Raw genomic sequence first — 25,207 nt, forward strand, 5'->3', positions numbered from 1 at the left:
ACGAATCAGTTTGATGAATCGACTTGAAGAAATAATTAATGGTTAAACGGATTTAAAAGGTTGTTAAACATGAAAAAAATGAACTGGAGCAAGGCGCTTTTTGCTTTATCTCTTTTGCCAAGCCTAGTTATGGCACAAGCGATCCCTGATACGGCAAAACTTGATGTGAACTTTAAGCTACCAAAGATCGATACCTCTATGTACGCGCGTCCTTATGTGGCGGTATGGGTAGAGAACAGCGAACGAAAGTCAGTGAAAACCATCGAGCTTTGGGTCGGTAAAGACGAATGGCTTAAGGATTTGCGTAGCTGGTGGAGAAAGGTTGGCCGTTACGATCGTGAACTGGTTGACGCTGTGACGTCTGCAACACGCCCTGCTGGTCAGTACCGTTTCGTTTGGGATGGCAAGAGCGACAGCGGTGAAACGCTAGAACAAGGCGAGTACACGGTTCATATCGAAGTTGTTCGCGAACACGGTGGCCGTAATTACCTTCGTCAAAAAGTATCACTAACGGATACAAATGCTTCATATGAGCTAAAGGCAACGGAAGAGACGGGTGAAATCACTCTGAACTATATCGCTAGATAGTAAGTGCGAAATCGCAAAAGCAAACTGAACAGAATAGACAGTCGTCATCGTAGGCTCAGATAGAGCGACACGGCTAACAATTATAAATAATGGAATTGAACATGATGAAACAGATAAAAATTAAGGCACTTGCACTAGCGGGTGTTATGGCATTTGGTTTAGCAGCAACGACAACAGCGCAAGCTCACCCGCGTTGGATCCTGCCATCTCACTTCACTGTATCTAAAGAAGGTGGTGATTGGCTAACGTTCGACGTAACTGCGTCTCACGGTACGTTTGTGTTTGATAAGCCTGCTGGTAGCGAAAATGCTCATGTCATCATGCCAGATGGTCGCAGCGAGCGTCCTAACTTTGTTATTCGTGGTAAGCGCCGTTCTATCTTCGACTTCTATTTTGAAGAAGAAGGTACGCACAAAGTTGCGATCAACAATGAACCGTCTTACTACACACAATACAAAGCAGGCCGCCGTGACACGGTGAAATGGATGAAGGCAAACAAAGCGGAGCGTGGCTCTGTGCTTCCTGAAAAATCACGTGACGTGGTAACACAAATCAGCTTCACGCGCGCAGAAAGCTACATCACGGTAGGTAAGCCAACAGATTCAGTCTTTAAAATTGAAGGCAAGCTTCTTGAAATGAAGCCTGTGACACACCCATCAGACATCGTTGAAGGCGAACCCGTAACGTTCCAGTTCTTCTACAACGGTGATGTTCAGAAAGGCGTGAAGGCGGAAATCACTCGTGAAGGTACGCTTTACCGCAACCACCAAGAGCAGATTGACGTGGTGAGCGATGAGAACGGCGAGATCACCTTTACTCCAGACGTAGCGGGTCGTTACGTAATGAAAGCGAACTACAAAGGTGAGTTGATTGACAACCCACTGGCAGACAAAGCAAGCGCGAACGTTCACCTAACGTTCGAAACACTGCTTCAATAATCTGTGCTATCGGGGGCTAGGTTCCTGATTAAGCAACCAAAAACTTAAGGGCTCATTTGAGCCCTTTATCGCTCAGTTTATTACTGAGAATTTGCACTGTGGCTAGGGTACGAACCATGACAATAAAAACAAAACTTAACGCATTAATGACTCCTTGCTTAGCACTGGGACTTGGTTTCGCTGCATTACCTGCACAAGCACACTTTCCATTGATGAGTTGCTGGTTTGAAGGCAAAACCGTGGCCTGTGAAGCGGGTTATTCAGACGGTAGTAAAGCGATTGATTACGCGGTTGAGATGTACGACTACGAAGACAACTTGATTGCGAAAGAGATGACGGATAAGCGCTCTATCGTTGAGTTTCCAAACCCAGACACTGAGTTCTATCTTGTGTTTGATTCAGGCCACGAGTTTCCTGTTGAAGTGGACGTTGTTGAGATCAGTGAGAAATGATGATTGAAGGTGTACGTGCAGACACGGGTGGCAGAGAAGGCAAATGGGTAGGGCTGAGCATTGTATTCATCCTGAGCTTTGCCATGGTCGCTATCCCATTTCATCAGGCAGAATCCCACGTTAAAGCAGTGCTTGATCATCAAATTTTGGTGACTGATGTTGAACAAGAAAACTTGGCGATGTTATCAGAGCTGCGTTTGGCTCATGAAGAGATTCGTGACCTGCGTATTGACTCAGACGGCGAATGGCCGAGTGTCGCATCACTTAAAGATGAATGGGTTACGCCATTTGTAGAAGACCAAAGCTGGAAGCGCAAAGGTTCTCATACTTGGTTATTGGACGAGCGTGGTTATTATTTCTCTACTCCAAGTGAATATGCGACACCAAGTGGACAAGCTACACCAACTGATCATGGTTTTGCAGATTCTTTTATTTTAAACGCGAACAGCGTTTCTCCAGAAATCTGGATCTTCTTCGATGGTGTAGCGAAACAGCCTGATACTTTTGACCAACAAATGCTTGAGTCTGCCGGCTGGAAAATGGTTGTGAATGAATCAGAAATTGAACTGCATCATGAAAGTGATGCTCACTAATAATAAGAGAATTACTATGCGAATTATGACTCTGTTCATGTCGTTACTAGCGGTGTTCATGGCACCTAATGCATTAGCAAAAGAATACAATGTCGACAGTGACAAACTGACGATTGGTATCACACTTCAACCTTACTACAGCTATGTGAAAGCCGTAGTCGGAGACAAAGTGAACATTCTTCCTTTGGTTGACGCTGGCTTTAACCCACATAACTACCTACCACAACCGAACGACCTGAAGCGATTGAGCCAGATGGATGCAATCGTGGTAAACGGTATTGGTCACGATGACTTCGCGCTTAAAGTGATTTCAGCCGCGCAACGTGATGACCTCGTCGTGATCGAAGCAAACAAAGATGTACCTCTACTTCCTGCTCTTGGTCAGTCTGTTGGTCAGGGTGCCGTTAACCCGCATACTTTTGTTGGGCTTTCGACAACCATTCAAAAGGTTTACACCATTGCCAGCGAGGTTTCTAAGCTCGACCCAGACAACGCTGCGTTTTATCGCAAGAATGCACGTAAATACGCTAAGCAATTCCGCCTCATGAAGCGTGATGCAATGCTGTCGCTGGGCGAACTCGATACATCAGGTATGAAGGTCGCAACCACGCATAATGCTTATGGCTATATCCTCCAAGAGTTTGGTGTGGATGTGGCGGCGGTGATTGAACCTGCACACGGTGTTGAGCCAAGTGCTAGCCAACTGCAAGAGACGATCGAGAGGATCCGCGCATCAGGCATTGATGTTCTGTTCTACGAGCTAAACATGCCAAACCGTTTTGTTGACACGATTGAAGCTGAAACTGGCGTGCAGCTTTACCGTTTCTCTCACATGACCCACGGCGAGTATGAAGACGACAAGGTCGAAGTGGAGATGAAGAAGAACATAGAAACGTTAATCGAAGCAATGAAATTTGCGGCTGCGAACCAAGCCAAAATCGGGAACGCATAATGTTAGGTCCATCGATTTCAATCAATCAACTTGGTCTGAAATATGACAACAACGTCATTCTTGACGATATCTCACTAGAACTTAAAGCGGGTGAGTGCCATGTGATCATGGGACCAAACGGCGGTGGCAAAACTTCTTTGTTGCGATCTGTTCTTGGTCTTACGCCTTTCTCTGGGCAAATCAACATTCATTGGCCAGAAAAGCCAAGTATTGGTTACGTTCCTCAAAAAGCGACCTTCGAATCGAGCTTGCCTTTGACTGTCATGGATTTCGTGTTGCTTAACCAAACTCGAATTCCATTGTTTTGGCGTCGTAAGTCCAAGCAGTTGGATCTGGCTCTCGCACAGTTAGATCGTGTGGGTATGGCGACTCGTAGCGACCGCCGTATGGGACAGTTATCGGGTGGTGAGCAGCAACGCGTGTTGTTTGCTCAAGCGTTATTGGATAACCCAAGTCTATTGGTGTTGGATGAACCTACGACCGGTATGGACGAGCAGGGCGTGCGTTATCTGGAATCGCTGATTCGTGAATGTGTTAATGAAGGTCGTACGATTCTTGCGGTACACCACGATGTCACGGCAGTTCGTCGACTTGAAGCGAACGTGCATGTCGTTAACCGATTCTTAGTGGATAGTGGCCCGCATGAGCAAGTTCTGCATCCAACTAAGATTGAGCGTCTGTTCCAGCATTACAGCAGTGGCGCTGCAATTTCTGAATCGAAGGAGGTTGCGTAATGGATTGGTTACGACAACTTGCCATTAGTGGTGTTGAAGCGGGTCTGTTATCAGAAAGCTTCATGTATGCCTTCATGGTAAACGCTTTGGTTGCAGCGTTACTACTTGGTCCTCTATTAGGTGGTCTGGGTACTTTGGTGATTGCCAAGCGTCTGGCTTTCTTCTCAGAAGCAGTTGGTCACGCCGCGTTAACTGGTATTGCAATTGGTGTTTTGCTTGGTGAGCCACCAGAAAACCCAATCATTGGTCTGTTTAGCTTCTGTATGATCTTCGCTCTGCTTCTTCATTTTGTAAGAAATAGAACCAACGTTCCATACGATACCTTGGTTGGTGTGTTCCTTGCGCTGGCATTGGCAGTGGGTGCAGCGTTACTGATGTACGTGGCTCGTAAGATCAATATTCACATGCTTGAGAACGTACTGTTTGGTTCGATCCTTACGGTAACGGACCAAGACTTAGCGATTCTCGCAGGCAGTTGCGCGATCATCATTTTGCTTTTGATACCGACATTCAACCGTATCCTGCTTACCTGTATCAGTCCTGATATTGCGAAGGTTCGCGGTTACAACACCAGTTTCTACGACTACCTGTTTGTCATGATGATTACGTTAGTCACGATTGCTGCCGTGAAGATCGTGGGTGCAGTTTTGGTAGGCGCTTTGTTATTGATTCCAGGTGCGACGGCTCGACTACTAACTAAACGCATGGGTAGCTTTGTGCTGTTATCAGCTCTGCTTGCGACCATTGCTTGTTTGGTTGGTACGGTATTACCAATGGAACTTAAATTGCCAGTACCGTCAGGTGCTTCAATCATCATCGTTTCTGCAACGTTTTTCCTAGCAGCAACGTTATACCGAATTGTAAGAAAGGCGTAATCATGACTTGTTTAATGAATCGTATCACTAGCTCAGTAAAACGTATCGCTAGTTCAGTAAAAACAGTGGCTCAAGTAGGTGTGCTTGGTAGTGTGTTAATGGCAGGTTCTGTGATGTCACTGAACGTGAATGCGGAAGATATTCTAACGAGTACACCTGTAACCTATGCACTAGCGACAGAGCTAACTAAAGGCACTGACATCACGACGGAGTACCTGCCACCAAAGCGCTATGGTATTGATCGTCTGCCGAATTGGTTTGGTACCAAGGGGGCAAGTAAAGTGTTTCAATCCGGCGAAAAGGCGACGGTAGCAGTCACGTTGTCATCCATCTGGCAAGCTGATCCTACATTTGTTTACGCAAGACAAGGCAATATCCGTTTGGTTGAGGTTGATGCCGCTCAAGCCATTACACCACGAGCACAAGGTGTTGCCGCGCTGACGTTATCAAATGGCGATGTGTCTAAATACGCATGGTTAAACCCAACCAACTTGATTCGTATGGCGGCGATTGTTGCTGATGACTTTAAGTTATTGTGGCCGGCGCAAGCTGAGACCATTGATAGCAACCTACAGCGTGTAATGCTTGATGTGCGTGAACTGATTAACAAGCAACAAGCAGTCTTACTGGATAACGACGTAGACTCTGTATTGTTGCTTTCAGAAAGCTTGGAAGATTTCGCTTCAGGTACTCAACTGTTTGTTGAAGAACGTATGTTCAAAGCTGAACTTGAATGGACAGAACAAGACAAAACCAAACTCAAAGCGATGTTTTCAGAAGACGATGCTCTATGGTTAGTTACAGCGAAAAAGCCAAGCAACTTGATTAAATCATTGGTACCGAATGAGCGTATCTTGGTTGTGGATTCTGTTGATCGTTGGGGTAGAGCAGGAATCAACGCAAAAGCACCGTTTGCTCGTTGGGAAGTCCAACCTTTCAAAGGTTAGGTGGCTAAAATAAGCGAGCTAATAAACCGCTCGATCAAAAAAGCAGCCCAAATAGAGGCTGCTTTTTTTGTTTTTGTTCATCTGCTCTGTGTATTGAGCTAGACAAGGGCTGCGAGTATAAACTTACTCTGCAGTTTTTGTCTCTTCAGCTTCAACAGTTGTTTCGACTGTGCCTTCAGCCTGCTCTTGAGCTGCTTTAGCCTGTTCTTCAGCTTCCATTTTTGCACGGTCAGCTTTAGAAATGTAGCGAGGCTTGTTGCTACTATGCAGTTTAGAATTCGCCTGTTTCTGCTTCTTTTTTAGAATTTGATTGATTTTTTTCTTACGGTTCATTGCTGCATAGCCTTGTATTTAGTTTAGGCGGTGGAGGATAATCATTTTAGCTCTAGAACTCAATATTTACATGGTATTCACCAAGGAAAATATCACTATGCAGGCAGTCGAGACCGAACGCTTACGATTAAGAATGATCACACCTCAAGATGCGGCGTTTATTCAACGATTATACAGCTCAGAAGATTTCCTGCGTTACATTGGTGATAAGGAAATCAGCGACACTGAAAAGGCTGTCGAGTACATCGAAAACAACATTCTTAAGATGCATGAAGAGAAGGGTGTTTGCCTATTGATGGTCGAAATAAAGGATTCCTTAACCCCAATTGGTATTTGCGGATTAATTAAAAGAGATAGCTTAGACTCGCATGATATTGGCTATGGCTTTGTTCCTGAAGTGTATGGGCAAGGGTTTGCTCATGAAGCGGCAAAAGCAATAATCGAACAAGCTAAGCAGAATGCTGACATCGATCATTTAGTTGCCATCACTACCTCTGATAACATTCGAAGCATCGCACTACTGACTAAACTGGGTTTTGCGTTCGAGCGGGTTGAAGACGTGATAAGTGAAAGCGTTAATCTCAATCTGTACAGTCTCTCTCTGGGTAGTTAATCATGTTCCAACATAACAATATTCTACAAGGTGAACTCGCGACGGAGTACAAAACCGTTATTGCGATGGTGCACATCTACTGTAAAGATCACCACGGTGCAGTGTGTCCGAATGGCGCGTTATGTGAAGAGTGTGAGCAATTGTTGCGCTATGCCGAAACACGACTTGATCGTTGCCCTTATGGCGAAGCAAAACCGACCTGCAATAAGTGTCCGATTCATTGCTATAAGCCCGACCCTAAAGAGCAGATGCGTTTAGTGATGCGTTATGCCGGGCCAAGAATGTTACTCAAGCATCCGATTTTAGCGATCAGGCATTTGATACATGAAAAACGAAAAGTGCCCGAGAAGCCGCTGCCGAATGTGTCGAACCGCCATATCCGAATGAACAAGAAGTAACGTATTGTTTGCCGTACAAAACGGTTCAGAAACAAGAAAGGTCTGATTTCTCAGACCTTTTTGTGTTTATATTCGATACCTAAAACTAGAACCTTGAACGTAAGAGATTACGCTACTTGAGGTTGTTCGTAGGTCACCGTCAGGTTGTTGATCCAGCGTCGGCTTAGGTAACGATGAGAACAAATTGCCAGTTTCACCACTTCTTCTACCAACATCAAACCATAGATGTATTTGAAATCCCATCCAGCGACAAACGCGCCGTAAACACATACTGGAATGCCCACCATCCACATCGCGATGAAATCCATACGCAGGCAGAACGCATTATCGCCACCAGCGCGAATAATGCCATTGATGATCACCATGTTCAGCATGCGGATCACCACAGCAAAGCACATGATCATCATTGCTGGCGCGGCGAGTGGATACAGTTTCTCGTCTGTTAAGTTCAGCCAACTCAACACGTGCTCTTTGCCTAGGAAGAGAAGAAGGCCAACAACCGCGCCAAATCCAATCACAGCCTTTATGAATGTTAGACCCATGCTCATAGCATCATCAAATTCATCACGGCCGAGTGAGTGGCCAAGCAGTACAGAACACGCCACTGAGATACCAAAGAAGATCGAGTAACACAGCGATTCAAATGGTGCGAGCATCGAAAACACCGCAAGCTCAGTCGTGCCCATGTGACCGAAAATCATTTGATATGCCATGGTACCCATTGCCCACAACACAGCATTCATCGTCAACGGCAAAGCAATGCGACGGTAAGACAACCACAATGACGGGCGATGTGGTGAGCTCGGTGTCGTTAATAGCCAATGTTTACGCATACGCATGTAGCTATACATCAAGCCCACTTGAATCAATCGCGCTAAGGTTGTCGCCAATGCCGCACCTGCGACGCCCATTGCTGGAATGCCGAAAGCACCTTTAATAAGAATGAAGTTAAGCGCAATGTTGAGTGCGATGGTAACGCCACCTAATAACAGCGGAGTTACGGTGTCACCTGATGAGCGCATACTTGCTTCTACCACGACAACAATGTGAGTCAGAAGTAGAACAGGGAAGCCATACCATAGGTAAGTTGCGCCAAGTTCAATCACGGTTTGATCGCTGGTTTGCAACATCATTAAAAACTGAGAACCAAGAGTGATGATTGCAGTAACAGGCAGCAGAACTTTTAAGCCAAATATCATCGCAATCGATGATACAGTTCGTGCGCTTTTTCGGTCATTTTTCCCCCAGTATTGAGCGACTAATGTACCGTTTGCTGAGGCCAACCCTGCCATAATCATAATAGCAACGAAGTGCCATTTTGACGCAATTCCCACAGCTGCAGCTGCTTCCATACCATAATCACTGACCATTAATACGTCAGCAAGGGCAAGAATAGCCACCAGCGCACTTTGCAAAGCGACAGGTAAGCCAAGTTTAACGATACGAGGCAAGATGCTCTCTGGCTTGTTATTCATAGATGAGTTAGGGTTGATGTTAGTTGTCATAAGCTCTCCGATTTATGGCAGAACTATAGTGATTTGAGTGAAGTAACAACATGTTTAAAAAACAACAAAACCTGTGCAAATCCGTCATTGATTCAATGAGACCAAAATCAACTTGGTATGATGATGTTTTTCTCGCTGAACAGTGCAAAGAACGTTTTTTGACCGTTGAAGATATTCCAGAGATGAAAAGCTTTGGTGTTTATATGGGCGGTATGGCGAAGCTATATGATGGTTATTGGGTTGAGCGTGAATCCGTTAATGTTCATACGTTGATTTTCACTATGGAAGGTGGTGGTATTCTAACAACCGCAACATCGGTACAAGCGATTACGCCTTATACACTCGTGGTTCTTCCTGCTGAAACCCCATTTCGTTTTGAACTCGATCCTCAATATAATTATTGGAAAATGGCGTGGATGTTGACGCCTGACACTAAGCAGTGGCAGCACATCGCAAGTTTAGGTCAGGGGATTGTGCCGTTCGGAGAGTGTGAGCAGATCTGGTCATTAATGAACTTGGTTTACTTTGAGATAGGCGGTAGAGCCAGTTACCGTAAGTTACTCTTGAGTGAAATTATTCGAACCTTGACGGGGTTTGAGCCTAAGTCGACCAGCACCACTGCACGTGTTCAAGCGCTTTATAACGAGATTGAAAGCAGTCTGCACCAGCCATGGACAGTAGCAGGGATGGCCGAAAGAGTGTTCATTAGTGAAGAGCAACTCAACCGAGTCACCAAGACGCTATTTAACCTGTCACCACGCAGCAAATTGATTCAATTACGTATGGATAAAGCCACCAGTCTGCTGAAATATCAAGATTGGTCTGTTTCTATGATTGCTAATCGCTTGGGCTACAAGGATCCTTATAACTTTTCGCATCGTTTCAAAAAGCATTTCGGCTTGTCACCCAGTCAGTATCGAAAGAGTCATCGACTGCCCGGTTAGCTTTGCTTGTTTCCTCGATCAATTACGCAAGATCAAGCTTTGCAGTAATATTACGGTATTGAGCTATCTATCAATTTAGTATTTTTACTCTATTCGGTACTATTGGAAATATCTAAAAAACATCAATGCATATGCAATGCGAGGAATAAATGCAACAAGCTATCGGTAAGGTGAATGATTTTACTCTTCCATCAAAGCTCACTTTAAATAATAAAGAGTTTCAATCATGCACGAAAATTGTTCGAAAACAGGGCTGTGGTTCAATAATAGGAACGCTTTCTGAGCCTCATCGTAAAGTGCTTTTCTATCTTTACCTGAACAGAGGTCAAGTAGTTAGCAAGCAAATATTGAAGAGCGTAGGCTGGGCTGGTAAAGCTGTGACATCTGCTTCTGTTTTGGTCGCTATTTACGAAATAAGAAGGATTCTTGACTGTCGTTGTATTCAAACAATTTCCAACGAAGGGTATGTCATGGAGTAATAAATAATCTCCTATTGATATCCTATTAATATTTTAATAATAAAAATTTAATCTCTTTACCGTACGAATTCCATTGATTATCGTCAAATCTAAAACGTCCACATATAAGCGACGTTATATAAATACGAACAAATCTGACATTGTCGCTGGCTATATAGTAAGGGAATGATATAAAAATGGACTCTTATCCTGTAATAGAAACGAACCATTCTGAAAACAACGTAGTACTTGAATTAAACGGTAAAATTGTTGAACTCAACACCAAACTTGTTCGCAACGTAGAGAACGGCTACGTACTGGCTACCATGCCTTTGGCATACCGAAAGATCATTCTATTTATGAATCGACATAGGGGTGAATTGTTCAGTGTTAGTCAATTAAAGAAGATTGGCTGGGAAAGTGAGAAAGTGACCAACTCATCTGTGATTGTTGCGATATCCGAAATAAGATCGTTATTCGGAGATGGATTAATCATTACCATCACTGGTGAAGGTTACGTATTTCAACCTTAACTTTCTAAAATAATAGACGTTATTGTTATTTGTTGTCGATCTTTCTTACCGTTGGCATAAAACAAAAAGGGCTCTTCGCTTAGACATGAAGTCTTAACTCAGAGCCCTGATGACACGTCTCTTGTGTCTGTCTATTTGAGCTTACTCGCCTGCAATCTGTAGGTGAGAGCGCTTTAGACTAGCAATCAACATGTAGATCGTTGTAGCAAGTAGAGACGCGAACAGGTATGTGAATAATCCTGCTTGTGAATCCATAAAGCTGTCTGCAACGATTGGTCCGGCAACAGAACCGATGCTGTAGCAAAGTAGCATGATCTGAGTCACTGACACCAAGTAGCTTGGGTCAAGGTTTCGGCAACCCAAGTTAATCGCGATTGGGTATAGCGCAAATGTCGCCATGCCTAATACGAACAAGCTCATGCCTAGTACGTAGAAATCGTGATTGATAGTCAGCACACCAATGCTTGCAACGCCTAGCAGGCAGAACAGAGCCATTAATAACACTTGTCCTATGTGGTGAGATAACCAAGTCACCATCGGCTGTACAGCCATGCCACCCATGATAACCAAAGCCATCAAACCGCCAATGTCTTCGTGCGCAATGTTACGTTGAGCAAGTTCAACTGGCATCAAGCCGTAAATCGCACCTAGCGTTAATCCAGACACAATGCAGCCAATTAGCGCGCTGTGGCTTAATTTGCTGATCTGCTTTAAAGACAAAGATTGCGCATCGTGGATCTGTGGTGGTGTTGCTTGTCCGTACATCAGAACAATGATCGCACCAAACAGAAGGGTGAACATTGCGATGAAAGGTACACCACCAGTAATACCTAGGTAACCGATACCAAGCTGACCAACTGCAGAACCACCGTACAGTGAGCACATGTAGATAGCGAGACGTTTTGCGCGTTGTGATTCGTCACCGCTCATTAGCCAAGACTCTACAATCACAAAGATACCTGCAACCGCTACACCAGCCACAAAGCGAGCTAATAGCCATACAGCTTGGTGTGGGATCAATGGCAATACAAGGATCGTTGCGATGAACACACTCAATGCGATGACGAACGCGTCTTTGTGACCAACACGCGCAATGGCACGTTCAATCAATAATGTACCAGCCAGTAGACCTGCATAGAATGCACTCGCCAACCAACTCGATAGATCTTTGTCTAAGCCATACTCAGACAGCATTAATGGTAATGAACTCATTAAGTAGCCTGAAGCGATCGCGTAAAAAGACAATGCAATAACAGGAACAGTTATGCGAGTTGCTGGTTGGATGTTGTCCAATGCAGGAGCCTCTAAATAGTAAAAGAAACGATGAATTTTCCGCGACTATGGGGGAGAAACTGAATTGGGTAAAACGAATAAAAATGGTCGTGAAGATAAAAGAAATTTATCGTGTTTGTTGGCTAAAATACCGTTGTGATATTTCATGTTTTCGCGATATTTTCTGCGGTTAAATAGCCGATAAAGCGTTGTTCAAACGACTATTTAATTTGAAAGACGAAGAGAGATTCGTTGTATTCATCAGATTTTAATTTAGGGCGTTTAATCGTGTTAGACCACTTCTTTTCGGTATTGGCGTGGCGAGTTACCACTCCACTTACGAAAGGCATGTCGAAAGTTAGCACTATCAGAAAAGCCAACTCGTTCAGATATCTCTTCAATACTCATTTGAGTTGAAGAAAGGTAGTGCCGGGAAAGGTGATAGCGAACATGATCAAGTATCTTCTGATAGCTTGTATCAGCAGCCTTTAGGTGACGGCGCAGTGTTCGAGAAGACATGCCGAGTTCTGAAGAAATGGATTCTATCGAAGGGTAACATCCCGGCCTTTCAATCAGCATCTGTGAGACTTTCTCTTTGAGGCTGGTGGGTGCGCTGACTTTTGCCAACATGTCATCACACGACTTTAAGCACATCTGTAAAGTGATGGTATTGGCGGTAGGAAGAGACGAATACAAGGTGGTTGCGTCAAACTCCCATTCAAGACGGTCACTATTGAATTCAACCGGGCAACCAAAAACTTCTGTATAAAGATCCCCGTATTCAGGTTTTGGATAGGGGAATCGGATCACTTGAGAAGGAAAGGGTTGTTGCAAGACTTCTTCGCACAAACTGTGTATCGCCGCGAACCAGTATTCACAACAAAAAGGCAGTAAAGAATCAAGTTCGATCAGTTGCTCTGCCCGAAAGTAGCCAACGTTGTCTTCTACTGACATGGTCTTTCTAAGAACTGGGCCAGCAAGTTGCAGATACTTGAACCCAATCAGTAAAGCATCCAACAGCGTTTCGCTACTGAATACCGCATAACCCAAAACACCAAAGTCACTAAATCGTGCTTGTTGGCCGACTCTTAACCCTAAACCACCTTCATCTGTGTTCGCTAACGCATTACTGAACACAGCAAGCTTTTGCGCCAAAGTGATGTGTGTATCAGGTGTGTTGAGTTGGAGAGCATCGATGTGACTGCCTTCGAGTAACTCTTCGATACAGAGAGCAGGTGATAGGTAACGATGCAGCAACTGAAGATCCAGAATGCCGAATGCTTGCATATCGGGTTCGTAAACTGCGGTGTATTCCATAAGCTGCCTCTTGTTGAATATCGATATTTTAACCGAACTTTTAACATTTATGCCTGTTGCTTGTTCTCACTTTCGCAAGCTTGTTCCAAATTTTGGTTTATGTGTGCAAGGTTTTATTGGGCTTGCGCAGGCTTTGTCCGAATTTCACCGGTTTTTGTCTTTTTGAAACCTGTTCGAAATGTTACCAAAATGTTGTAATTTCTTGGGTTGCACATTGGAGCGTCTCAGACATTTTGCTCAATAACTACTATTTTGCTCAATAAATAAATACTCTTACCTACATGACACACCAGTGTGCAGGCTCGTGATTACAAGAAAGACACTTATTACAACGATTAGAACGTCTACGGTGACCGCCACTAACAGGTCTAAGCCGCATAAGGAGATCATGGATGCACAATCTTGCTGTTAATTTGGAGCGTAGTGCTTCGCTTTTTCCAACTAAAGCTGCTCTACGTATGGGCTCGGATGAAGTCAGCTTCGCTCAGTTAGAACAACTTTCTGGAAACGTGGCTGCTAACTTGAAAAGACTTGGGTTGCAGAAGGGAGATAAGGTCGCGCTGTCGTGTCCCAATGTCACTTATTTTCCCATTGCTTATTACGGCATTCTAAAAGCAGGCTGTGTAGTAGTGCCTTTAAACGTGTTGTTTAAGGCTCGAGAGATCGCATATCACCTCAATGACTCTGATGCGAAAGCTTATTTATGCTATGAGGGCAGTGAAGAGCTTCCAATTGGTCGCTATGGTTTACAAGGTTTTGAGCAGGCAAAGCACTGTGAACACTTTGTCGAGATGCCTATCCCGACAAGCGCAAACACTACTTCAGAAACAAATGAGCAGCATGAATCAATCGCTGACTGGCTAACACAACCTTTGACTCCTTTTGAATCTGTCGCTTGCTATGGTGATGATACCGCTGTGATCCTTTATACCTCTGGCACAACGGGTCAGCCAAAGGGCGCTGAGCTTTCTCACACCAACATGCAAACCAATGCGATGTCGTCACAGTATCTTATGAGATTGGAATACAGCGACACGACCATGGCTACGCTTCCTCTGTTCCACAGCTTTGGCCAAACTGTCATGATGAACGCGAGCGTGTTGACGGGGTCAACCATGGTCTTGATTCCACGCTTTGAGCCGTCACTGGTGATCGATCAGATCATTAGCCACAAAGTGAGTGTCTTTGCTGGCGTTCCCACCATGTATATCGCGTTGCTAAAGGCGGGAGAAGAGTCTTCTGATACTTCAGAAAAAACAAGCAAACGGTCTGAACAGGTTAAACATAGCTTAAGGCTTGGTGTGTCTGGTGGTGCGTCTATGCCGCTTGAGGTTATCCGACAATTTGAATCTCGATTTGAGCTTCCAGTCCTTGAAGGATATGGACTGTCAGAAACGGCGCCTGTTGCTACTTTTAATCACATTGATGGTGATCGTTTGTCCGGCAGTGTCGGTCAGCCGTTATGTGGCCATCTCATCAAGATTACTGATGTACAAGGCAACTCTGTCGCAATGGGTGAGCTAGGCGAAGTCTGTATCAAAAGTCCAAGTGTCATGAAAGGCTATTACCAAAGGCCAGAGGCGACAGCTGAATCCATTCGTGATGGTTGGTTCTTAACGGGAGATATCGGGCGCGTCGATGAGCACGGCAATTTGTTCATTGTTGACCGTGTTAAAGACATGATTATTCGTGGCGGGTACAACGTTTATCCACGAGAAATTGAAGAAGTATTGATGTGTCACCCTGATGTGGAAATGGTCGCGGTGGTGGGCGAGCACCATGATCAGTTGGGTGAAGAGATTCACGCCCATGTTGTGCTTCACGAACATACGCAATGTGATAGCGCAGCCTTGATAGTATGGTGTCGTGAGCAACTCGCCGACTACAAATACCCGCGTAAAGTATTCATTCGGAAAGCCTTACCCATGACAGCAACAGGTAAAATCTTGAAGCGAGAGTTACACCCATTAGAAATAGCGGAGATGGCAAATGGATAGTTATGATTTTATTGTTGTTGGTGGTGGTTCGGCTGGTTGTGTGATGGCTTCTCGATTGTCGGAAGACCCTAATGTGACAGTTTGCTTGTTAGAAGCTGGTGGCAAAGACACGAGCCCATTTATTCATACTCCAGTGGGTGTTGTGGCTATGATGCCGACTAAGCTCAACAACTGGGCTTTCGAGACTGTTGAACAGCCAGGCTTAAATGGCCGTAAGGGCTATCAACCGAGAGGTAAGACACTCGGTGGTTCTAGCTCAATCAATGCCATGATGTATGCCCGTGGACATCGCTATGACTACGATACATGGGAGAGCTTAGGCAATGATGGCTGGAACTATGAATCGTGTCTGCCTTACTTTAAAAAAGCAGAGAATAACGAAGTCCATCAAGATGAGTATCACGGCCAAGGCGGTCCATTGAATGTGGCAAACCTTAGGTCACCAAGCCCAATGTTGGAACGCTATTTAACTGCCTGTGAGTTGATAGGTGTTCCTCGCAATGAAGACATCAACGGTGCCGCTCAGTTTGGTGCAATGCCGACTCAGGTGACTCAGCTGAATGGTGAGCGATGCAGCGCGGCTAAGGCTTATCTAACCCCTAATCTATCGCGTCCCAACCTTACTGTGGTGACTAAAGCAACGACTCATAAAGTCTTGTTTGAAGGTAAGAAAGCGGTCGGGGTTGAATACGGTTCTAATGGTAAACGTTATCAGATCCGATGCAACAAGGAAGTCATTTTGTCTGCAGGTGCTTTTGGCTCTCCTCAGTTATTGTTGCTATCGGGCGTTGGCGCAAAAGACGAATTAACCGTGAATGGCATTGAACAAGTTCATGAGCTGCCAGGAGTGGGTAAGAACCTGCAAGATCATATCGACTTAGTTCACTCATACAAGTGCAGTGAAAAGCGCGAAACTTTTGGTATCTCGCTGCAAATGGCATCTGAAATGACCAAAGCTTTACCGCTATGGCATAAAGAACGCCGTGGCAAGATGAGCAGTAACTTTGCAGAGGGAATCGGTTTTCTTTGTTCCGATGATCATATCGCTGTGCCGGATTTAGAGTTTGTATTTGTGGTCGCAGTAGTCGATGACCATGCGAGAAAAATTCATACCAGTCATGGCTTTACCTCACACGTCACCTTGCTGAGACCTAAAAGCCATGGCACCGTGACACTGAATAGCGCCGATCCATACGATCCACCTAAGATCGATCCTGCATTTTTCAGTCATCCAGAAGACATGGAGATTATGATTAAAGGGTGGAAGAAGCAGTATCAAATGCTAGAAAGCGAAGCGTTCGATGATATCCGTGGCAATGCTTTTTATCCTGTCGATGCCAATGATGACAAGGCTATTGAGCAAGATATCCGTAACCGGGCTGATACCCAATATCACCCCGTTGGAACATGTAAAATGGGACATAGCAGTGATTCATTAGCCGTGGTGGATAAAAACCTTAAAGTCTATGGGTTGAACAACTTAAGAGTCATTGATGCGTCGGTTATGCCGACATTAGTCGGGGCCAATACTAATGCGCCAACCATAATGATTGCTGAGAAAGTCGCTGATCAGATTAAAGAGCAATATAGCTTGGATAAGAAAGGCAGTACAAATAAGCAAGGCGCGAATGAGAGCGCAGAGCATGAAATGACTGGTTAGCCGGCAAGATTAGAGAAAACAGACGGATTTACAATAGGTTAGGGAGCCTTATTTATTAAGATTCCTTAACCTATTTTGTTTGTTGATTACTCAAAGAATTGAAACAAACTTACTTAGTTAAAGCTTGATTAAGCCATTGATCAAATTGACCTTTTGGTAACGCACCGTTAATCGTATCGACACGTTTGCCATCTTTAAACACCATTACCGTCGGAATACTTCTGATTTGATACATTGCGGCAAGTTGTTGCTGAGCTTCAGTATCAATCTTAACGAATCGAATATCTCCCGAACGCTCTTTAGCAACGTCACTGAACACTGGCGCAAAGCCAACACATGGGTTACACCATGTCGCCCAGAAATCGACAACCACAGGCTGTGAACTGTTTAAGATAGATTGGAAATTAAGTGACGTTCCCTCGATAGGAGCGCCATCGAGCAATGCTGTTTTGCATTTACCGCAGGTTGGGCTTTCTGAAATTCTTTCTGAAGGAACTCGGTTTACGCCATTACAAGAAGGGCAACGTGTGTTGAATGTAGACATAACTTTCTCTTTTTATTGCTACTCCGTGCCTAACGCGATTTACGAATCACGCACGGAACGCTTATACTGTTTAAAACAAGAATACGATACTTAAATAAAAACAAACAATAAACAGGTAAATGATGACAAAATTTTACGCCGAGATTACTGGCTGGGGAAAGTGTCTGCCACCAGCCGTGCTGTCCAACGATGATTTAAGCACTTTCATTGATACGTCTGACGAGTGGATTCGTACTCGAACTGGTATCGAAAACCGTCGTATCAGTCATGTAAATACCTCTGAGCTAGCGACTGTTGCTGCTCAACACGCAATGGCGTGTGCTGGCCTTACTGCCGATGATATCGATCTCGTGATCATCGCAACGTGCAGCCCTGATTCTCTTATTCCAAATACTGCGTCTAAGGTTCAACAGAACCTAGGTATCAAGAGCGCAGCGGCTTTTGACCTTAATGCAGCATGTACTGGCTTCATTTACGGTGTTGAAACCGCGACTCGATTAATTCAAGCCGGCAACTACCGCAATGCGATCGTTGTGGGCGCAGAACGTCTTTCATTCTTCATCGACTGGACCAAGCGTGATACCGCGGTTCTATTTGGTGATGGCGCTGGCGCTGTGGTTCTATCGCGTACTGAAGAGCGAGTTGGCCTACAGGAAGCGCAGATCGGTTGTGACGCCGAAGGCCGTGATATTCTAGCAGTACCAAAGTTCGGTACTTCTATGGATCGCTTCGCTGCTGACAACGGTTACTGGGACTTTGATTTCGTAGGTAAAGAGATCTTCAAACGTGCGGTTAAAGGCATGGGTGCAGCAGCACACACAGTATTGAGCCGCACTGGCATCTCAACAGACAACATCGATGTAGTGATTCCACACCAAGCAAACATCCGAATCATTCAAACTCTGTGCGACATGGCGGGCATTGAACGTGAGAAAGCGTTTGTGAACATTCAAAATTACGGCAACACGTCGGCTGCGACTGTGCCAATTGCATTGTGTGAATCGTTAGAGCAAGGCTTTGTTAAACCTAACTCAAACATCCTTGTGGCGGCATTCGGTGCCGGTTTAACTTGGGGTGCTGGTCATATTAAATGGGGTAGCCGTGTTGAACCGTTAGGTCAGTCGGACGCTAAGCTTCCAGAAGCAGATAAGTCGGCTTTAGAGCTTTTAGAAAGAGCCATTTTACACTGTAAAACGCGTCCTAATTCTGAGAATGAGTAGTAGCATCGCGCAAGTTCGTTTTATGACAAAAGCCGACCTTGATGGGGCGGCTTTAGTTCACCAAGCTACTTTTGTTCGACAGCAAAACTCAAAAGATTGGTTACAATGTAACTTAAGCGCTGCACCACGCTTTCTTAACTTCGTTGCAGAGAGTGAAGGTGAGATTGTCGGCTACATAATTTGGGTGCAAAAGAGTGGGTTTAGACCTGAAGCTGTTTTGGAACTAGAGCAACTTGCTGTGTTACCGAGCGCGCAGGGGCAAGGATTAGGCAAAAAGCTGATTCTAGACTCCTTGCCCCAAGTGAAGCACAAGCTAGCAGAGCAAGGCTCGACACTAAAACATGTATTAGTGACCACCAGAGCAGACAACTTTGCACAAAAGCTTTATCAATCGACGTTGGGTGCAGAAGTCGAAACCACGATTTCAAACCTGTACTCTGCGGATGAAGTGCTTATGATAGCTCGCAATGTGGGTGAACGAATCTGATCGCTGAGTACTTAGAACCAATTATAATCAGCGATGTAAATTGATTTACGTTTAATTAGGGACTTCTACAGCCCCTTTTGTTATTTCTTAGGAAGTGTTTTGAAGAAAGTTTTAGCAATTGGCTACGTTTGGCCAGAACCGAATTCATCGGCGGCTGGTAGCCATATGATGTCACTTTTACGTCTATTTAAGCGACAAGGTTGGTCCGTTGAGTTCGCAACGCCAGCTCAAGAAACCGAGCACATGATCGACCTCTCTGAAGAGGGAATCACAAGCCAATCTATTCAGCTAAATTGCGATAGCTTTGACCAGTACATCGAAGAGCTGCAGCCGGATGTCGTGATGTTTGACCGCTTTATGATGGAAGAGCAATTCGGCTGGCGCGTTGAGAAGGTATGTCCGAATGCCTTTAAGCTACTGGATACTGAAGATTTACAATTCCTACGCAATGCTCGACATGAAGCAGTTAAGAAAGAGACTGAGTTAACGAAAGAACACCTGTACAGTGACTTGGCGAAACGTGAAATTGCCGCGATTCTACGCTGTGATCTTTCGTTGATCATCTCAAGCCATGAGATGGAACTGCTCCAATCTAAGTTCAATATCGATCCAAAGCTGTTACATCATCTGCCGTTCATGGTTGATCTCAACACGTTGCCTGAAAGTACGAAAAGCTTTGAAGAACGTAAGCATTTCATGACGATAGGTAATTTTAGACATGCGCCTAACTGGGATGCTGTGCTTCAGTTACAGAAGATTTGGCCGAAGATTCGTAAGCAGCTGCCTGATACTGAACTTCATATTTACGGATCTTATCCGCCGCCGAAAGCAACGGCTTTGCACAACCCTAAAACCGGCTTCCATATTAAAGGTTGGGCCAAAGACGCTCAAGAAGTAATGGAACAGGCGCGTGTTTGTGTTGCGCCATTACGTTTTGGTGCAGGTATTAAAGGTAAGTTACTTGATGCTATGAAGTTGCAAACTCCCAACGTGACTAGCGAAATTGGTCGTGAAGGGATGTTGCCACAAGGTGAGTTGCAATGGCCGGGCGCGGTTGCAGATGATATCGACGAATTTGTTGAACAAGCAGTCGCTCTTTATAAAGATGAAGAGAAATGGCTTAAAGCTCAAAGCCAATGTCATTCAATTCTTGAAGCGCACTATGAACAGAATCAACTGGGCGAAAAATTGATCGAGCGACTGATTGCGTTAGATTCTGAGCTTGATTCGCATCGACTGGATAATTTCTTTGGTTCAATGCTCAAGCACCATAGTATGGCGAGCACTAAGTACATGTCGCAGTGGATAGCTGAGAAGAACAAGAGCAAATAACTTCTTTAGGAAAAGACAGAATAAATCTTAAGCCCTTAGGTTAACGCCTAGGGGCTTTTTCATGCTGGGCGTTTGTTAATTCCAAACTTACAAATCGAAACATATAACGCCATTACATTAGCATTGACTAATTTATATTTATTAGTAAACTCTAATTTAAAGGTTGTTATGAGTTTATGATGTTTGTGAATAGGAGAGGTCTGTGCTTAGTTTGATTCCTTGGAATGCTTTTTTCGGTGGCATGCTGTTAGGCGTGTCGGCCATTGTTTTAATGTTGGGCATTGGTCGAGTTGCAGGTATTAGTGGCATTGTCAGCCGTTTATTACCAGTTGGCACCAGCAACAAAGAAAGCAAAGGCGTGGATACAGATAAAACTGACAAGTATTGGCGTATCGCATTTGTTGTTGGAATGATCGTAAGTGGTTGGTTGTTAATTCCTACCGGTTACCAACTCCCTCAATTGGAAGAGATGAACCTCTTGGTAGTCGTTATTGCTGGTCTGTTAGTCGGCTTTGGCACTAAAACGGCGAATGGGTGTACTAGCGGACATGGCATTGTAGGGATGGCGCGTTTGTCTAAACGCTCGATTATCGCAACGTGTGTATTCATGGGTGTGGCAATAGCCACCGTGCTTATCAAAAACCTGATAGGGTTGGGGGCATAATGAAAAATTCTTCATTTACTATCATTGTCGGTTTATTGGCTGGAATCTTGTTTGGCATGGGTATGATCATCTCAGGCATGGTTGACCCGAACAAAGTGCTTGGCTTTTTAGATGTGACTGGCGATTGGGACATCAGCTTGGCATTCGTCATGGGCGGTGCGCTACTGGTGTTCGCTCCGTTTTATCACCTAGTCATTAAAAAGCGCGCTAAAGCAATCAATGGCGAGCCGTTAGATAGCCGTAACAACCCGCTAATCGACAGAAAACTGATTCTAGGTTCAACAGCGTTTGGACTCGGTTGGGGGCTCGCAGGCTTTTGTCCAGGGCCTGCAGTTACAAGTCTTAGTGGCGGTAACCCAACTGTGTGGGTGTTTATGATAAGCATGCTGGCGGGAATGTGGTTGGCAGGTCGAACGAATAAAATTTGTTAACGTTAAACCTATCGCTGACCGCATAGGCTTGATATGAGTATTGAGAGGCTGACGCTCTTTAATCAGAAAGCCAGTCAGCCTCTTTGTACATTTCTATCTATTATTTAATAGTCGTTGAAACTGGGCAATGGTCACTGAGTTTGTAGTCCAACACATCTTGCGTTTCAAATACTTTCTGCTTTGCAGGTGATGCACTCAATGAATCGCTAACGACAATGTGGTCAATCACAGAGCGGAATTGGTGTGTGCGGTGGTTATTACGATTTGAGCGAACCTTACAATCCGCACGGGTCTTTCTTGTCGCCAAACGAGCATCCGTGTTTTCAGTTAAATCCTTCCACATCCAATCTCTTGAGTAGGATAGGTTATGGTTGAAGTCGCCTAAGATCGCATAGTCTTCACCGTTACGTTCTCTTTGTTGTATCCACTTATTCAGTTGTTGAGCTTGGTCTTTTAGGCGTGAACAATCGCGGTTAGACTTATACGCGCCGCTGCAGCCTGCCTTTAAATGTACAGACAACATGTGAATTTGTTTCGAGCCTGTTTCAACGACCACGTAACTGGCAAACCTAAGCTTGCTGTTAGTATTCGATTCCAGAGGAAAGTCAGCGTAATCGGTGAGTGTGATTCCTTTACGAACTGCGAAGCCTGTGTATTGGTTCACTTCTTTGAACTGATGGTTACTGTTTTCTGGTAATGCTCGGTCAGACATCAATATCTTGTATTGATCGCCAGCCACGCGCTGAATGGCATTTACGTCATCGACTTCTTGAAAGGCGACCACATCCGCATCTAAGGATTGAAAGTATTCTTCAAGTTTGTCGAAATCAGTTTGATCACGTTGGGCAGAAAACTTATTCACAGCCTCGTTGGTTGATAACCATTCGATATTCCAACTGGATATGGTCAAAGGTTCAGCAAATGTCTGGCTACTGAGTAAGCAGCCTAACATTATCCAGTTTTGAAGTCGTTTCATCCCAAATATCCCTGATTTTGTCGTCCAATATAGTTGAGCCGTTATCCTACAACACTTACCAAAAATTCAACTCTTTTTAGCAGTTTTTTTATTGTTACATTGTTTCTTTTCGACTTGAGAACTAGCGTAATAATATTGAATTGATCTTAGTCAGCGTGAGAGTTTTATTGATCTAAATCAATACTCAAAGTTGGTGGTTCTCGTTAAATACGCCACAATATCTAGTGTTAGTTAAACGATAAATCGCTCTATATAGTGTGTTTGTGGATAAGTCTGTGAATACATCAAGAGTAAGGAGAAGTGGTGAAATCAATCGTAATCAAGCGTGATGGCTCAAGAGCTCCATTCAGTAGAGATCGCATCCAAGCTGCAGTGGAAGCAGCATCAGACAAAGCCGATAAGGAAATTGCTATTTATGCACTGAATGTGGCATTAGCAGTTGAGTTGAAGCTCGAAGACTACGATGAAGTTCATATCTCTGAAATTCAAACTATGGTCGAGAACGAGCTAATGCAGGGACCGTATAAGTCTCTGGCTCGTGCCTACATTGAATATCGTCATGACCGCGACATCGCGCGTGAAAAGCAAAGCGCTTTAACTCGCGAGATCGAAGGTTTGATCGAAGAAAGCAATGTTGATCTGATCAATGAGAATGCCAACAAAGACGGCAAAGTTATCCCAACTCAGCGTGACCTGCTGGCGGGTATCGTGGCTAAACACTATGCGAAAACTCACATTTTGCCACGTGACATCGTACAAGCTCACGAATGTGGTGACATTCATTACCACGATCTAGACTACGCACCGTTCTTCCCAATGTTTAACTGTATGCTTATCGATCTGAAAGGCATGTTAACGCATGGCTTCAAGATGGGTAACGCAGAAATCGACACGCCTAAGTCTATTTCTACGGCGACAGCGGTAACAGCACAGATCATCGCCCAAGTGGCGAGCCACATTTACGGCGGTACAACGATTAACCGTATCGATGAGGTTCTTGAACCTTACGTAATGGCGAGCTACGAGAAGCATTTGTCATTAGCGAAAGAGTGGGACATTCATAGCCCAGAAGCTTTTGCTATCTCTCGTACAGAGAAAGAGTGTTACGACGCATTCCAATCTCTAGAGTACGAAGTAAACACGCTACATACCGCTAATGGTCAAACACCATTCGTGACGTTTGGTTTTGGTCTAGGTGAAAGCTGGGGTTCAAAACTGATCCAGCAATCTATCTTGAAGAACCGTATTGCTGGTTTGGGTAAGAACCGCAAAACAGCGGTATTCCCTAAACTGGTATTTGCAATCAAAGATGGTTTGAACCACCAGAAGCAAGATCCAAACTACGACATCAAGCAATTGGCGCTTGAGTGTGCGTCTAAGCGTATGTACCCAGACATTCTTAACTACGACAAAGTAGTAGAAGTGACAGGGTCATTTAAAACGCCTATGGGTTGCCGTAGCTTCTTGAATACTTACGAAGAAAATGGTGAGTTGATTCATGAAGGCCGTAACAACCTAGGTGTTGTTAGCTTGAACTTGCCACGTATTGCGATTAACGCAAAACAAGATATGGCTAAGTTCTACGAACTACTTGATGAAAAACTGAAGCTAGCTCGCCGTGCGCTAGAAACTCGTATTTCTCGTCTAGAAAACGTTAAAGCGCGTGTTGCGCCAATTCTATACATGGAAGGTGCATGTGGCGTTCGTTTGAAAGCTGATGACTCTATTGCCGATATCTTCAAAAACGGCCGTGCTTCTGTTTCTCTTGGTTACATCGGTATCCACGAAGCGATGACAGCACTTTACGGTACTGACGTTCACTTGTACGACGATGGCGAAATGCGTGCTAAAGCGCTTGAGCTGGTGGAGTACATGAAACGTGAAGTGGAATCTTGGACAAAAGAGACAGGTTACGCGTTCAGCCTGTACGGCACACCAAGTGAAAACCTATGTAGCCGCTTCTGCAGCATCGATACCAAAGAGTTTGGTGTGATTGATGGCGTAACAGACCGTGGTTACTACACCAACAGCTTCCACTTAGATGTACAGAAGAAAGTGAACCCATACGACAAGATTGATTTCGAGATGCCTTATCCTGAAATATCTAGCGGCGGTTTCATCTGTTACGGCGAATTCCCGAACATGCAGAAGAACATCGAAGCGCTAGAAAACGTATGGGACTACAGCTACACACGCGTACCATACTACGGAACCAACACGCCAATTGATGAGTGCTACGAATGTGGTTACAACGGTGAGTTTGACTGTACAAGTAAGGGCTTTACGTGTCCTAAGTGTGGCAACCATGACTCAACCAAAGTATCGGTAACGCGCCGTGTTTGTGGTTACCTTGGTAGCCCAGATGCACGCCCATTTAACTTCGGCAAGCAAGAAGAAGTTAAACGTCGCGTGAAGCATCTTTAGTAACTGCTAAGATCATTAGC

Annotated in this window: 27 protein-coding genes; 21 read left to right on the forward strand and 6 right to left on the reverse strand. The window is 44.6% G+C overall.

Annotation, left to right across the window (positions count from 1 at the left end; genetic code table 11):
- Positions 1 to 69 precede the first annotated feature (69 nt).
- From QQ041_RS16095 to QQ041_RS16130, 8 genes are all read left to right on the forward strand, one after another.
- Positions 70 to 588 (forward strand): DUF2271 domain-containing protein, encoded by a 519-nt coding sequence (locus QQ041_RS16095; RefSeq protein ID WP_285954465.1) that lies wholly within the window; start codon positions 70 to 72, stop codon positions 586 to 588.
- Positions 589 to 689: 101 nt separating this feature from the next.
- Positions 690 to 1,526, forward strand: coding sequence for a DUF4198 domain-containing protein (locus QQ041_RS16100; RefSeq protein ID WP_285954466.1), 837 nt, complete (start codon positions 690 to 692; stop codon positions 1,524 to 1,526).
- A 116-nt stretch (positions 1,527 to 1,642) separates the two neighbouring features.
- Positions 1,643 to 1,978 carry a hypothetical protein gene (locus tag QQ041_RS16105; protein ID WP_048608222.1) on the forward strand — a complete coding sequence of 112 codons (336 nt, stop codon included), beginning with the start codon at positions 1,643 to 1,645 and terminating at the stop codon, positions 1,976 to 1,978.
- On the forward strand, positions 1,975 to 2,571 hold the full coding sequence (locus tag QQ041_RS16110; protein ID WP_285954467.1) for a hypothetical protein: 597 nt from the start codon (positions 1,975 to 1,977) through the stop codon (positions 2,569 to 2,571). Before QQ041_RS16105 ends, QQ041_RS16110 begins: the two co-directional genes overlap by 4 nt.
- Before the next feature lie 16 nt (positions 2,572 to 2,587).
- Entirely contained in the window at positions 2,588 to 3,523 is a 936-nt protein-coding gene (locus tag QQ041_RS16115) for a zinc ABC transporter substrate-binding protein (RefSeq protein WP_285954468.1), read from the forward strand.
- Positions 3,523 to 4,257 (forward strand): metal ABC transporter ATP-binding protein, encoded by a 735-nt coding sequence (locus QQ041_RS16120; RefSeq protein ID WP_146490420.1) that lies wholly within the window; start codon positions 3,523 to 3,525, stop codon positions 4,255 to 4,257. The genes QQ041_RS16115 and QQ041_RS16120 overlap by 1 nt, the downstream gene beginning before the upstream one ends.
- Positions 4,257 to 5,132: a metal ABC transporter permease gene (locus QQ041_RS16125; protein WP_004739197.1), complete on the forward strand. Its 876-nt coding sequence runs from the start codon at positions 4,257 to 4,259 to the stop codon at positions 5,130 to 5,132. The genes QQ041_RS16120 and QQ041_RS16125 overlap by 1 nt, the downstream gene beginning before the upstream one ends.
- Positions 5,133 to 5,134: 2 nt before the next feature.
- A complete protein-coding gene (locus QQ041_RS16130) occupies positions 5,135 to 6,079 on the forward strand; it encodes an ABC transporter substrate-binding protein (protein WP_285954469.1) in 945 nt (314 codons plus the stop codon).
- 123 nt (positions 6,080 to 6,202) lie between these two features.
- Here QQ041_RS16130 and QQ041_RS16135 read toward each other — a convergent pair whose 3' ends face one another.
- Positions 6,203 to 6,412, reverse strand: coding sequence for a DUF2986 domain-containing protein (locus QQ041_RS16135; RefSeq protein WP_086714063.1), 210 nt, complete (start codon positions 6,410 to 6,412; stop codon positions 6,203 to 6,205).
- Between the two features lie 97 nt (positions 6,413 to 6,509).
- On the opposite strand from QQ041_RS16135, the gene QQ041_RS16140 reads away from it, so the two are divergent.
- The gene (locus QQ041_RS16140; protein WP_285954470.1) at positions 6,510 to 7,025 is read left to right on the forward strand and encodes a GNAT family N-acetyltransferase; all 516 of its coding nucleotides are present in this window, start codon (positions 6,510 to 6,512) and stop codon (positions 7,023 to 7,025) included.
- Positions 7,026 to 7,027: 2 nt separating this feature from the next.
- Positions 7,028 to 7,423 (forward strand): nitrous oxide-stimulated promoter family protein, encoded by a 396-nt coding sequence (locus QQ041_RS16145; RefSeq protein WP_146490424.1) that lies wholly within the window; start codon positions 7,028 to 7,030, stop codon positions 7,421 to 7,423.
- A 107-nt stretch (positions 7,424 to 7,530) separates the two neighbouring features.
- Here the strand turns inward: QQ041_RS16145 and QQ041_RS16150 are convergent, their stop codons facing one another.
- A complete protein-coding gene (locus tag QQ041_RS16150) occupies positions 7,531 to 8,928 on the reverse strand; it encodes an MATE family efflux transporter (protein WP_146490425.1) in 1,398 nt (465 codons plus the stop codon).
- A 50-nt stretch (positions 8,929 to 8,978) separates the two neighbouring features.
- Between QQ041_RS16150 and QQ041_RS16155 the strand changes: the two genes are divergently transcribed.
- The 3 genes from QQ041_RS16155 to QQ041_RS16165 all read left to right on the forward strand — a co-directional run bounded on the left by QQ041_RS16155 (position 8,979) and on the right by QQ041_RS16165 (position 10,863).
- On the forward strand, positions 8,979 to 9,872 hold the full coding sequence (locus QQ041_RS16155) for an AraC family transcriptional regulator (RefSeq protein ID WP_146490426.1): 894 nt from the start codon (positions 8,979 to 8,981) through the stop codon (positions 9,870 to 9,872).
- A gap of 149 nt (positions 9,873 to 10,021) precedes the next feature.
- Positions 10,022 to 10,351, forward strand: coding sequence for a winged helix-turn-helix domain-containing protein (locus QQ041_RS16160; protein ID WP_261383417.1), 330 nt, complete (start codon positions 10,022 to 10,024; stop codon positions 10,349 to 10,351).
- 176 nt (positions 10,352 to 10,527) lie between these two features.
- Positions 10,528 to 10,863, forward strand: a complete 336-nt coding sequence (locus tag QQ041_RS16165) for a helix-turn-helix domain-containing protein (protein ID WP_048660133.1) — start codon at positions 10,528 to 10,530, stop codon at positions 10,861 to 10,863.
- Between the two features lie 141 nt (positions 10,864 to 11,004).
- On the opposite strand, the gene QQ041_RS16170 is transcribed toward QQ041_RS16165, so the two are convergent.
- Both QQ041_RS16170 and QQ041_RS16175 read right to left on the reverse strand, forming a co-directional pair.
- Complete coding sequence (locus QQ041_RS16170) at positions 11,005 to 12,156, reverse strand: MFS transporter (protein WP_285954471.1); 1,152 nt, start codon at positions 12,154 to 12,156, stop codon at positions 11,005 to 11,007.
- A gap of 270 nt (positions 12,157 to 12,426) precedes the next feature.
- Positions 12,427 to 13,452 (reverse strand): AraC family transcriptional regulator, encoded by a 1,026-nt coding sequence (locus tag QQ041_RS16175; protein WP_285954472.1) that lies wholly within the window; start codon positions 13,450 to 13,452, stop codon positions 12,427 to 12,429.
- 392 nt (positions 13,453 to 13,844) lie between these two features.
- Between QQ041_RS16175 and QQ041_RS16180 the strand changes: the two genes are divergently transcribed.
- A complete protein-coding gene (locus QQ041_RS16180; RefSeq protein WP_285954473.1) occupies positions 13,845 to 15,449 on the forward strand; it encodes a long-chain fatty acid--CoA ligase in 1,605 nt (534 codons plus the stop codon).
- Positions 15,442 to 17,109, forward strand: coding sequence for a GMC family oxidoreductase (locus QQ041_RS16185; RefSeq protein ID WP_285954474.1), 1,668 nt, complete (start codon positions 15,442 to 15,444; stop codon positions 17,107 to 17,109). Before QQ041_RS16180 ends, QQ041_RS16185 begins: the two co-directional genes overlap by 8 nt.
- A 109-nt stretch (positions 17,110 to 17,218) precedes the next feature.
- Here the strand turns inward: QQ041_RS16185 and trxC are convergent, their stop codons facing one another.
- Complete coding sequence (trxC, locus tag QQ041_RS16190) at positions 17,219 to 17,653, reverse strand: thioredoxin TrxC (RefSeq protein ID WP_017097619.1); 435 nt, start codon at positions 17,651 to 17,653, stop codon at positions 17,219 to 17,221.
- Between the two features lie 122 nt (positions 17,654 to 17,775).
- On the opposite strand from trxC, the gene QQ041_RS16195 reads away from it, so the two are divergent.
- The 5 genes from QQ041_RS16195 (at position 17,776) to QQ041_RS16215 (ending at position 21,787) form a co-directional block, all read left to right on the forward strand.
- A complete protein-coding gene (locus QQ041_RS16195) occupies positions 17,776 to 18,873 on the forward strand; it encodes a ketoacyl-ACP synthase III (RefSeq protein WP_285954666.1) in 1,098 nt (365 codons plus the stop codon).
- Between the two features lie 22 nt (positions 18,874 to 18,895).
- Positions 18,896 to 19,360, forward strand: coding sequence for a GNAT family N-acetyltransferase (locus QQ041_RS16200; protein ID WP_146490454.1), 465 nt, complete (start codon positions 18,896 to 18,898; stop codon positions 19,358 to 19,360).
- A 99-nt stretch (positions 19,361 to 19,459) separates the two neighbouring features.
- The gene (locus QQ041_RS16205; protein ID WP_146490430.1) at positions 19,460 to 20,692 is read left to right on the forward strand and encodes a glycosyltransferase family 4 protein; all 1,233 of its coding nucleotides are present in this window, start codon (positions 19,460 to 19,462) and stop codon (positions 20,690 to 20,692) included.
- 202 nt (positions 20,693 to 20,894) lie between these two features.
- Positions 20,895 to 21,356: a YeeE/YedE family protein gene (locus QQ041_RS16210; protein WP_285954475.1), complete on the forward strand. Its 462-nt coding sequence runs from the start codon at positions 20,895 to 20,897 to the stop codon at positions 21,354 to 21,356.
- On the forward strand, positions 21,356 to 21,787 hold the full coding sequence (locus QQ041_RS16215) for a YeeE/YedE family protein (RefSeq protein ID WP_285954476.1): 432 nt from the start codon (positions 21,356 to 21,358) through the stop codon (positions 21,785 to 21,787). Before QQ041_RS16210 ends, QQ041_RS16215 begins: the two co-directional genes overlap by 1 nt.
- Before the next feature lie 100 nt (positions 21,788 to 21,887).
- Here the strand turns inward: QQ041_RS16215 and QQ041_RS16220 are convergent, their stop codons facing one another.
- Positions 21,888 to 22,763 (reverse strand): endonuclease/exonuclease/phosphatase family protein, encoded by an 876-nt coding sequence (locus QQ041_RS16220; RefSeq protein WP_285954477.1) that lies wholly within the window; start codon positions 22,761 to 22,763, stop codon positions 21,888 to 21,890.
- A 303-nt stretch (positions 22,764 to 23,066) separates the two neighbouring features.
- Here QQ041_RS16220 and nrdD point away from each other — a divergent pair, with 303 nt between their 5' ends.
- A complete protein-coding gene (gene nrdD, locus QQ041_RS16225; protein WP_017109601.1) occupies positions 23,067 to 25,187 on the forward strand; it encodes an anaerobic ribonucleoside-triphosphate reductase in 2,121 nt (706 codons plus the stop codon).
- The last annotated feature ends 20 nt before the right edge of the window (positions 25,188 to 25,207 follow it).

The organism is Vibrio sp. TMPB1044 (assembly GCF_030442075.1).
GTDB lineage: Bacteria > Pseudomonadota > Gammaproteobacteria > Enterobacterales > Vibrionaceae > Vibrio > Vibrio satsumensis.

What these genes read in the sequence shown, in the direction of transcription:
- QQ041_RS16095 (WP_285954465.1), top strand. Translation starts at nt 70, where the DNA reads ATGAAAAAAATGAACTGGAGCAAGGCGCTTTTTGCTTTATCTCTTTTG.
- QQ041_RS16100 (WP_285954466.1), top strand. Translation starts at nt 690, where the DNA reads ATGATGAAACAGATAAAAATTAAGGCACTTGCACTAGCGGGTGTTATG.
- QQ041_RS16105 (WP_048608222.1), top strand. Translation starts at nt 1,643, where the DNA reads ATGACAATAAAAACAAAACTTAACGCATTAATGACTCCTTGCTTAGCA.
- QQ041_RS16110 (WP_285954467.1), top strand. Translation starts at nt 1,975, where the DNA reads ATGATGATTGAAGGTGTACGTGCAGACACGGGTGGCAGAGAAGGCAAA.
- QQ041_RS16115 (WP_285954468.1), top strand. Translation starts at nt 2,588, where the DNA reads ATGCGAATTATGACTCTGTTCATGTCGTTACTAGCGGTGTTCATGGCA.
- QQ041_RS16120 (WP_146490420.1), top strand. Translation starts at nt 3,523, where the DNA reads ATGTTAGGTCCATCGATTTCAATCAATCAACTTGGTCTGAAATATGAC.
- QQ041_RS16125 (WP_004739197.1), top strand. Translation starts at nt 4,257, where the DNA reads ATGGATTGGTTACGACAACTTGCCATTAGTGGTGTTGAAGCGGGTCTG.
- QQ041_RS16130 (WP_285954469.1), top strand. Translation starts at nt 5,135, where the DNA reads ATGACTTGTTTAATGAATCGTATCACTAGCTCAGTAAAACGTATCGCT.
- QQ041_RS16135 (WP_086714063.1), bottom strand. Translation starts at nt 6,412, where the DNA reads ATGAACCGTAAGAAAAAAATCAATCAAATTCTAAAAAAGAAGCAGAAA.
- QQ041_RS16140 (WP_285954470.1), top strand. Translation starts at nt 6,510, where the DNA reads ATGCAGGCAGTCGAGACCGAACGCTTACGATTAAGAATGATCACACCT.
- QQ041_RS16145 (WP_146490424.1), top strand. Translation starts at nt 7,028, where the DNA reads ATGTTCCAACATAACAATATTCTACAAGGTGAACTCGCGACGGAGTAC.
- QQ041_RS16150 (WP_146490425.1), bottom strand. Translation starts at nt 8,928, where the DNA reads ATGACAACTAACATCAACCCTAACTCATCTATGAATAACAAGCCAGAG.
- QQ041_RS16155 (WP_146490426.1), top strand. Translation starts at nt 8,979, where the DNA reads ATGTTTAAAAAACAACAAAACCTGTGCAAATCCGTCATTGATTCAATG.
- QQ041_RS16160 (WP_261383417.1), top strand. Translation starts at nt 10,022, where the DNA reads ATGCAACAAGCTATCGGTAAGGTGAATGATTTTACTCTTCCATCAAAG.
- QQ041_RS16165 (WP_048660133.1), top strand. Translation starts at nt 10,528, where the DNA reads ATGGACTCTTATCCTGTAATAGAAACGAACCATTCTGAAAACAACGTA.
- QQ041_RS16175 (WP_285954472.1), bottom strand. Translation starts at nt 13,452, where the DNA reads ATGGAATACACCGCAGTTTACGAACCCGATATGCAAGCATTCGGCATT.
- QQ041_RS16180 (WP_285954473.1), top strand. Translation starts at nt 13,845, where the DNA reads ATGCACAATCTTGCTGTTAATTTGGAGCGTAGTGCTTCGCTTTTTCCA.
- QQ041_RS16185 (WP_285954474.1), top strand. Translation starts at nt 15,442, where the DNA reads ATGGATAGTTATGATTTTATTGTTGTTGGTGGTGGTTCGGCTGGTTGT.
- trxC (WP_017097619.1), bottom strand. Translation starts at nt 17,653, where the DNA reads ATGTCTACATTCAACACACGTTGCCCTTCTTGTAATGGCGTAAACCGA.
- QQ041_RS16195 (WP_285954666.1), top strand. Translation starts at nt 17,776, where the DNA reads ATGACAAAATTTTACGCCGAGATTACTGGCTGGGGAAAGTGTCTGCCA.
- QQ041_RS16200 (WP_146490454.1), top strand. Translation starts at nt 18,896, where the DNA reads ATGACAAAAGCCGACCTTGATGGGGCGGCTTTAGTTCACCAAGCTACT.
- QQ041_RS16215 (WP_285954476.1), top strand. Translation starts at nt 21,356, where the DNA reads ATGAAAAATTCTTCATTTACTATCATTGTCGGTTTATTGGCTGGAATC.
- QQ041_RS16220 (WP_285954477.1), bottom strand. Translation starts at nt 22,763, where the DNA reads ATGAAACGACTTCAAAACTGGATAATGTTAGGCTGCTTACTCAGTAGC.